6 protein-coding genes are annotated in these 8,148 nt (G+C 69.5%); 3 read left to right on the plus strand and 3 right to left on the minus strand.

What is annotated here, in order from left to right; genetic code table 11:
• The first annotated feature begins 21 nt into the window (after nucleotides 1–21).
• On the plus strand, nucleotides 22–2,715 hold the full coding sequence (gene pulA / locus BCY76_RS12390; RefSeq protein ID WP_139827778.1) for a pullulanase-type alpha-1,6-glucosidase: 2,694 nt from the start codon (nucleotides 22–24) through the stop codon (nucleotides 2,713–2,715).
• Nucleotides 2,716–2,771: 56 nt separating this feature from the next.
• On the opposite strand, the gene BCY76_RS12395 is transcribed toward pulA, so the two are convergent.
• Complete coding sequence (locus BCY76_RS12395) at nucleotides 2,772–3,746, minus strand: hypothetical protein (protein ID WP_085437755.1); 975 nt, start codon at nucleotides 3,744–3,746, stop codon at nucleotides 2,772–2,774.
• Between the two features lie 209 nt (nucleotides 3,747–3,955).
• On the opposite strand from BCY76_RS12395, the gene BCY76_RS12400 reads away from it, so the two are divergent.
• Nucleotides 3,956–4,927, plus strand: coding sequence for a bile acid:sodium symporter family protein (locus tag BCY76_RS12400; RefSeq protein WP_070162166.1), 972 nt, complete (start codon nucleotides 3,956–3,958; stop codon nucleotides 4,925–4,927).
• A 31-nt stretch (nucleotides 4,928–4,958) separates the two neighbouring features.
• Here the strand turns inward: BCY76_RS12400 and BCY76_RS12405 are convergent, their stop codons facing one another.
• Nucleotides 4,959–6,569 carry a BCCT family transporter gene (locus BCY76_RS12405; protein WP_083277756.1) on the minus strand — a complete coding sequence of 537 codons (1,611 nt, stop codon included), beginning with the start codon at nucleotides 6,567–6,569 and terminating at the stop codon, nucleotides 4,959–4,961.
• 166 nt (nucleotides 6,570–6,735) lie between these two features.
• Nucleotides 6,736–7,359: a malonic semialdehyde reductase gene (locus BCY76_RS12410; protein ID WP_070162164.1), complete on the minus strand. Its 624-nt coding sequence runs from the start codon at nucleotides 7,357–7,359 to the stop codon at nucleotides 6,736–6,738.
• A gap of 407 nt (nucleotides 7,360–7,766) precedes the next feature.
• Between BCY76_RS12410 and BCY76_RS12415 the strand changes: the two genes are divergently transcribed.
• Nucleotides 7,767–8,148 (plus strand): hypothetical protein (locus BCY76_RS12415; protein ID WP_139827779.1); only part of this gene is annotated, 382 nt, incomplete at its 3' end.

Below are 8,148 nucleotides of genomic sequence, written 5' to 3' on the forward strand. Positions count from 1 at the left end.
CCCTCGGAAGGAAGTCTTCCCGTGCCCTCTCCACGTTCCCGTCCTCTGCTTGCCGGGACGCTCAGCGCCGCCCTGCTGCTGACCGCCTGCGCGCCCGTCGTCCCGCCCTCTTCCGGCGCCACCGTGGATTCCGCGACGACGGCCTCGGCGACGACGTCATCGGCCGACGCAGACGGTCAGCGTGCCCTCTGGATCGATGCTGAGACCATCGCCCTCGACGTCTCGGGTGAGGCCGAGGAGGTCGTGCTGCAGGCCGCTGGGGAGGAGTACGTCTTAGAGGATGCCGGCGCGATGACCGAAGAGCAGGCGGATGCCCACCGTCGCTATGCGGACTACGCGACCTTCACCGTGCCGCGGCAGCTGGACGTGGCGGAGGCCCTGCGCGGGGAGCTCGCCGTCGTGGCCCGCGACGGCTCCGGTGGCGTCCTGGAGGCCACGGGCGTGCAGATCGCAGGGGTGCTCGATGACGTCTACGCCGACGCCGCTGACGAGGACCTGGGCCTGACCTGGAAGAACAAGAAGCCGGAGCTGGCTGTGTGGGCCCCGACGGCGCGCAGCGTGGAGCTGGAGCTGCACACCACGCCCGACGCCGAGCCGACGGTCCACCGCATGAAGCAGGACAAGAGGACCGGCGTCTGGTCGGTCAAGGGCAAGAAGGACTGGGAAGGGCAGTTCTACCGCTACCGGGTGGAGGTCTGGCATCCCGAGACCGGTCAGGTGGAGACCCACTCGGTCACCGACCCGTACTCGGTCTCGTTGGCCGCCGACTCCACGCACAGCCAGATCGTCGACCTCGAGGACCCCGCCCTCATGCCCGAGGGGTGGGAGGGCCTGGACAAGCCCGCGGCGGTGGACCCCGCGGCCGCGCAGATCTGGGAGGTCCACGTCCGAGACTTCTCGGTGGCGGACGAGACCATGCCCGAGGACCTGCGCGGCACCTACAGCGCCTTCACTGAAAGCGGTTCCACTTCCGTGGGACACCTGGAGGACCTGGCCGAGGCCGGACTGACCCACGTCCACCTGCTGCCCACCTATGACATCGCGACGATCCCCGAGGTCGACCAGGCTCAGCCGGACTGCGACCTCACCGAGTTCGCCCCCGACTCTCCGGAGCAGCAGGCCTGCATCGGCGAGGTCCGCGGCGACGACGCCTTCAACTGGGGCTACGACCCGCTGCACTTCAACGTCCCGGAGGGCTCCTACGCCACGGACGCCGACGGCGCCCAGCGCATCCTGGAGTACCGGGAGATGGTGATGGCGCTCAACGACATGGGCCTGCGGGTGGTCAACGACGTCGTCTACAACCACACCTCCGGCTCCGGGCTGTCCGACACTTCCGTGTTCGACCGGATCGTGCCCGGCTACTACCACCGCCTCGACGCCGAGGGGAATGTGGAGCGCTCCACCTGCTGTGAGAACACCGCCCCGGAGCACACCATGTTCGACAAGTTCATCGTGGAGTCGGCCCAGCTGTGGGCCGAGACCTACCGGATCGACGGGATGCGTTTCGACCTGATGGGCCACCACCCGAAGGACAACATCCTGGCCGTGCAGGAGGCTGTGGAGGAGATCGACCCGGACTTCCTGCTCTACGGCGAAGGCTGGGACTTCGGGGAGGTGGCAGGCAACGCCATGTTCGAGCAGGCCAGCCAGCTGACCATGGGCGGTACTGGTGTGGCCACCTTCAATGACCGCCTGCGCGACGCCGCCCACGGCGGCGGGCCGTTCGACGAGGACCCCCGCATGCAGGGCTTCGGCACCGGCCTGTGGACCCAGGACAACGGCTCCGGACTCACCGGCGACGAGGGCCAGCAGCTCGACCAGCTGCTGCACGCCGCGGACCTGGTGCGCATCGGGCTGGTCGGCAACCTCGCCGACTACACGCTGACCACCGCCGGGGGCGAGACCGTCCCCGGCTCGGAGCTGGACTACAACGGAGCCCCGGCCGGCTACACCGAACAGCCCGGCGAGGCGGTCACCTACGTGGACGCCCACGACAACGAGATCCTCTTCGACCTGCTGGCCTACAAGCTGGACCACGACGTCGCCGGGCTCGACCGGGCCCGCATGCAGTCGGTGAACCTCTCCCTGGCCACGCTGAGCCAGGGGATAGGATTCGTCACCGCAGGCTCCGAGCTGATGCGGTCCAAGTCCCTGGACCGGGACTCCTATGACTCGGGTGACTGGTTCAACGCCATCCGCTGGCAGTGCGGGGCCGCCGAGGAGTTCGGGGACTCCACCAACGGGTTCGGCGTCGGACTGCCCCCGGCCTGGACCAGCGAGGCCAAGTGGCCGTGGGCGGAGGAGACGCTGAACGCCGTCGAGGCGCCCACCTGTGAAGAGATCGAGTTCAGCCGTGACCGGCACCTGGAGCAGCTGCGCATCGCCTCCTCCACCGGGGCGTTCAGCCTGGGCACCTTCGAGGACGTCGCCGAGCGGGTCGAGTTCCCGCTCGACGGCGCAGGCGAGCCTGGCGTGATCACCATGACCATCGACATGTCCGGACTGGACGACGCCTTCGAGCAGGTTACGGTCATCATCAACCCCACCCCGGAGCCGGTGGAGCAGACCGTGCCCGAACGGGCAGGCGCTGCGATGGACCTGCACCCCGTGCTGCAGGACTCGGTGGACGAAGCCTTCGCCGAGGCCGGTTTCGACGCCGAGGCCGGCACCTTCACCGCCCCGGCGCGCGCCACCACGGTGTTCGTGGAGTGAGGGTACGTGGCGTGAGGGTACGTGGCGAGTGACCAGGAAGGGGGGTATGACCCCGGTCAGCTGACCTCGTCGAGGTCCTCCAGGGCGACGAAGCCGCAGTGGAGGTCCTCGGCGAGGTAGGGGTTGGGGAAGGTCACCAGGGCGTACGCCTCGTCCGCGCCATGGCGCTGGACCTGGAAGGCGCCGTCGTCGTCGAGGGAGCCCTGGATGCCGATGCTGGTGGGGATCTCTTCGAGCGTGGCGGCGACATCGGCCTCCGGAGAGGGGGCGGTGAGCACCTGCTGAGAGCCCTTCCGGTGGATCTCGTGCTCGGTGAACGGGCAGACCCCGCCCCATGCCGAGAGGGGCTCCACCTGCACCGGCACCGGTTCGCCGTCGAACTCCTCGATGGTCAGGGTTCGGCTGGCCTCGGCGCTCCCGGGTTCGGCGCAGGCGTCCTCCGGCAGCCGCAGGGAGGACGTCACGGTCAGCGCTCCGTCCTGGGCCTGCACGTCATCCACCCAGTCGCCGCAGCGGGCGCCCCGGCCCACCGGATGCAGGACCTGCACCGCCGGCTCGTCCTCGGCCTCGGTCATCTCCTGGCCCAGCCAGACGAACCAGTGCACCTGGTAGCCGTTGCCGTCGACGCGGAGGATGTCCAGGACGACGTCAGGGATGCCGTCCCCGTCGATGTCGCCCACCACGGGCTCGTCACCGAGCTCGTACGTGACGTCGGAACGTCCCAGGGCGTCGCCGTGGCGCTCGCCGTCGTGCAGCGGGACCAGTTCGGGTTCGGGGCCGACGCCCGGCAGCTCCCAGACGGCGCCGGCCACGTGCTCGAGGATCTCCTCCTCGGTGGGGATGACGGCCTCCGGGGCTGCCACAGAGGAGTCAGAGGTGTCGGAGGGCGCTGCGGCCTCCGAAGCCTCCGGCGGCTCGGGGGCCTCCGCCTGTGGAGAGCTGCAGGCGGTCAGCAGCAGAGCCGCCGCGGTGAGCGCGACCCACCACGGCGCGGGTCCGGTCGCTCCTGCCCCTGCGATTCCCTGTCGCATCGTCGTAGGAGTCCTCGTGCGTCCCCTCATCCGTCCCTCCGAGCTGTGTGCGAGTTCGGTGCTGTACCGTGCTGTGCCGAGCTGTTCCGTGCTGTACCGTCCTGGGACACAGGCTATCGGGATCGGGTGACATGACGGTCCAGACCACATGCTGGACGCCCGGGCCGACGTCGTTGACAGCATCACCGGCGCGACGCACCCTGTGAACCATGTCTCCCACGCACTCGGCTCAGCAGGCGCGTCCGGCCGCGGATCAGAGCCCGCGCAGCGCAAGGCTCGCCGTCACCGTCTTCCCGCTGCTCATTCTCGGAGGGGCCGCGGCCGCTCTGCTGCTGCCCGGCACGTTCGCGCCGCTGGGCGCCGGGGTCACCTACGCGCTGATGATCATCATGTTCGGCATGGGCCTCACACTGACCCTGCCTGACTTCGCCTTGGTGGTGAAGCGGCCTCTGCCGGTGCTGCTGGGCGTGGTCTTCCAGTACAGCATCATGCCGCTGCTGGCCCTGGGGATCGCGGTGCTGCTGCAGCTGCCCCCGGCGCTGGCGGCCGGTCTGATCCTGGTGGGATGCGTGCCCGGTGGGACGTCGTCGAACGTGGTGACCTACCTGGCCCGCGGCGACGTAGCCCTCTCGGTGACCATGACCTCGATCTCGACGCTGCTCTCCCCGGTGCTCACGCCGCTGCTGACCCTGTGGCTGGCCGGCCAGTACCTGCCGGTGGCGGCAGGCGACATGGCCTCCAGCATCGTGCAGATCGTGCTGATTCCGGTGGTCGGCGGGATCGTGCTGCGTCTCCTGCTGCCGCGGATCGTGGCCCGCATCCAGCCGGCGCTGCCGTGGGTCTCGGTGCTGGGCATCACCTATGTGGTGCTCGCCGTCGTCGCCGGCTCCCATGACGTGCTCGCCTCCGCCGGCGTGCTGCTCATCCTCGGCGTGATCCTGCACAACTGCTGCGGCTACGGCATCGGCTACCTGGCCGGCTTCCTCACCCGCGGCTCTGTGCCCACCCGGCGGGCGATCGCCGTGGAGGTCGGCATGCAGAACTCCGGTCTCGCCGCAGGTCTCGGGGGTGCCCACTTCACCCCCGAGGCAGCCCTGCCGGGTGCGATCTTCTCCGTCTGGCACAACATCTCCGGCGGGCTGCTGGCCTCTGTGTGGGGCCGGCGTCGTCCGGGCGCCTGACGTGCCGGTCCAGTGCCGGTCCAGTGCCGCCTCAGTGCGTCGGCGCCACCAGTGGATCCCGGCGCAGCATCATCACCAGCGACACCGCGAGGGCCAGGATCACGAAGATGAACGGTGCGGCGGAGAGCATCACCGCCGTCTGCAGGCCCTCCAGGCCGCCGGCGTAGAGCAGTGCCGCCGCCGTCGCGCCGGTCAGCACGCCCCAGACGGCCATGACCGAGCGCTGCGGGTCCATGCGGCCGTCGGAGGAGATCACCGAGAGCACATAGGTGTTCGAGTCTGCGCCGGTGACGAAGTACAGCACCACCAGCACGACGGCGGCCACGGAGGTCAGCAGGGTCAGCGGCAGCTGGTCGAGCAGGCCGAAGAAGGCGGTGTTGACGTCTTCGACGGCGGCCTCCCCGATGCCGGTGCCGCGTTCCAGGTCCATCCACATGGCGGCGCCGCCGAAGACGCTGAACCACAGGGAGAACACCAGTGACGGCACGCCCAGCACCACCAGCACGAACTGCCGGATGGTGCGGCCGCGGGAGATCCGGGCCAGGAACACGCCCACGAAGGCGCCCCAGGAGATCCACCAGGCCATCATGAAGTAGGTCCACCACTGCATCCACTGCAGGTCATCGGCGTCGGTGGGCAGCATCAGGCTGATCTCCACGAACCCGCCGGCGTAGGAGCCCAAGGAGCGGAAGAAGATGTTGATCAGCCAGCTTGTGGGGCCGGCCACCAGCACGAAGATCAGCAGCGCGGCGGCCAGGACCATGGTGGTCTGGCTCAGATAGCGGATGCCGCGGCCCACCCCGCTCATGGCGGAGGCGGTGAAGATGAGGGTGATCAGCGCGATGATGCCGATCTGCACCGACGCCGTGGTCAGCGGCAGCCCAGTGATCTGGCTGAGCCCCTGGCTGATCTGTGCGGCACCCAGGCCCAGCGACGTCGTCGTGCCGAAGAGGGTGGAGAGGATCACCAGCACGTCCACGGCTTTGCCGAGGAGCCCGTCCGCGTGCCGCCCGATCAGCGGGCGGAGGATCGGGGAGACCAGCCCCTTGTTGCCCAGCCGGTGCGTGGAGTAACCGATGGCGAGCCCGAAGGTCGCGAACACGGCCCAGGCGTGGATGCCCCAGTCCAAGAAGGTGAACCGCAGGGCGTCGACGGCGGCCTCCTGACTGCCCGCTTCGGTCAGCCCGTGCGGCGGGTCGAACAGGTGGGAGACCGGCTCAGCCACCCCGTAGGTGATCAGGCCGATGCCCATGACGGCGCCCAGCAGCATCGCGATCCACGCATAGGTGGGGTACTCGGGGCGGGAGTCGTCCGGGCCCAGGCGGATGCGGCCGAATCGGGTGAACGCCAGCACCAGCAGCAGGGCGATCAGCGCCAGCGGAATGATCAGCAGGGACCAGCCGCTGGTGGCGGTCACCCAGTTCATCGCCGCACCAGCGGTCGCGTTCATCCGCTCTGGCCAGAATCCGGCCACGGCGATGAACGCGACGATCAGCGTCACCGCGGTCCAGAAGACCGCGTTCAGCGAGGTGCCGGGCTTCTGCGGATTCTCAGGGAAGCGCTCGGCCTCTTGGGGCAGCAGCGTGGCGGTGGAGGTGTGGGGCCTCGGAGGGTGCGGCTCAGCAGGGGTGTCCTGCGGCATGGCGGCGGGTCCGTTCGTCGGGGGAGGGGAATCGCCGTGTCAGAGCGCAGGAGCACGGAAGGCTGTGCGCCGGACCTGCTGCCGGCCGAAGCAGAGCGGCGGGCGATCCGGCTGGGTGAGCTCGGCGAGAATTCGCACCACCCTACACCGGATCGCCGGACGCGGATCAGCGGACCTGGCTCGCGTGTTCGAACTCGAAGCGGCCGCCGCGGGGGTGCTGGGCGTCGTCGTGCTCCGGGTCCGGGGCGTGGCCGACGTTGATCACGGCCAGCGTCTTCCAGCCGTTCTCCGCGTGCACGGCGGTGTCGACGCCGGCCGGGTCCAGGCCGGTCATGGGGCCAACCTGCAGACCGTGGGCGCGCAGCGCGACCAGCAGATAGCCGAGCTGGATGAGGGCATTGTCACGTCCCATGGCCGCCCGGGCGTCGGGCTTGTCCGCGAAGTTCTCCCGCAGACCGGGCATGCCCGGCGTGAGGAAGGGCATGTGCTCATGCCACTGCGGGTCATAGGCCGCCACCAGGGTGAGCGGGGCTGCCAGCGTCTTCTCCTGGTTGCCGGACATCAGGTGCTCGACGACGGCGCGGCGGGCCTCCTCACCGGCGACAACGGTCAGCCGCAGGGGCTGGTTGTTGAAGGCCGTGGGCGCCCAGCGCAGGTCCTCGTAGGCCCGGCGGATGATGTCCAGGTCCACCGGCTCGTCGGTGAAGCGGTGGGTGGTGCGGGCGCCTTCGAAGAGCTGGTGCAGGGTCTCGCGCTCGACGATCGTGGTCTCGGCGGTCGTGGAGGTCATGGGGCTCCTCAGCTGGTGGGGGCGTGCAGGTTCTCGTTCAAATCTGAACAACGGTGGGGGAAGGGGCGTTCTTCCGATCCGGAGCGACATGTGATCGGAGTCACGGCGAAGGAGGGGCAGGGTGGCGGCAGGAGCCGAAGGTATGTCAGTGCGTGCTGGAAGGGTCAGGAGCACACCGGAGGCCTGAGCGGAGCCACCGCCGGGCCGGGGTCGGATCTGACGGAGCGTCTTGGCCGGCTGGTCCCGCTCCTCCGGGATGTGTCAGAGGGTTCCGGAAGACTGAGCAGCACCAGGAGGAGCCGGGGAAGGACCCCCGCGAGAGGGCAGCCGGGACGGGCTCCCCCGCAGGGGCGGCAGAGACGGGCACCCCGGCAGAGACGTCAGAGGAGGTGGATAGCGTGGGAGACATGGAAGACCAGGACGGGGTGAACCAGCACCCAGACCAGCACGGCCAGCACGGCCAGCACGGCGACGACGGTGCGGCTGGCTCCGTGTTCTGGCCCGCCCGAGCCGCGCACCTGGCCCAAGAACCAGAACTCTCCCATGCCCGAGCACTGATCATCACCACCCGCCAGACCGAAGCCCAAGCCCTCACCGGACTGCTGGACTACCAAGACCGCAGAGCCCGAGAAGCTGACGCCGCCGAAGTCGACCATCACACCCGCCGCGCCCTGCGGGAGGCCGCCACCGGTGACACCGCCCACATCCTCGGAGTCAGCGAACAGGTCGCCTCCGGGATGCTGACCGCCGCCCGCACCGCCCGGACCACCCTGCCGGTCACTTGGAAGA

Origin of the sequence: Nesterenkonia sp. PF2B19 (assembly GCF_001758425.2) — a bacterium.
Taxonomy (GTDB): Bacteria; Actinomycetota; Actinomycetes; order Actinomycetales; family Micrococcaceae; genus Nesterenkonia; species Nesterenkonia aethiopica.

Excerpts from the sequence above, each read along its gene's own strand:
- BCY76_RS12395 (WP_085437755.1), bottom strand. The coding sequence starts at position 3,746 with ATGCGACAGGGAATCGCAGGGGCAGGAGCGACCGGACCCGCGCCGTGG.
- BCY76_RS12400 (WP_070162166.1), top strand. The coding sequence starts at position 3,956 with ATGTCTCCCACGCACTCGGCTCAGCAGGCGCGTCCGGCCGCGGATCAG.
- BCY76_RS12405 (WP_083277756.1), bottom strand. The coding sequence starts at position 6,569 with ATGCCGCAGGACACCCCTGCTGAGCCGCACCCTCCGAGGCCCCACACC.
- BCY76_RS12410 (WP_070162164.1), bottom strand. The coding sequence starts at position 7,359 with ATGACCTCCACGACCGCCGAGACCACGATCGTCGAGCGCGAGACCCTG.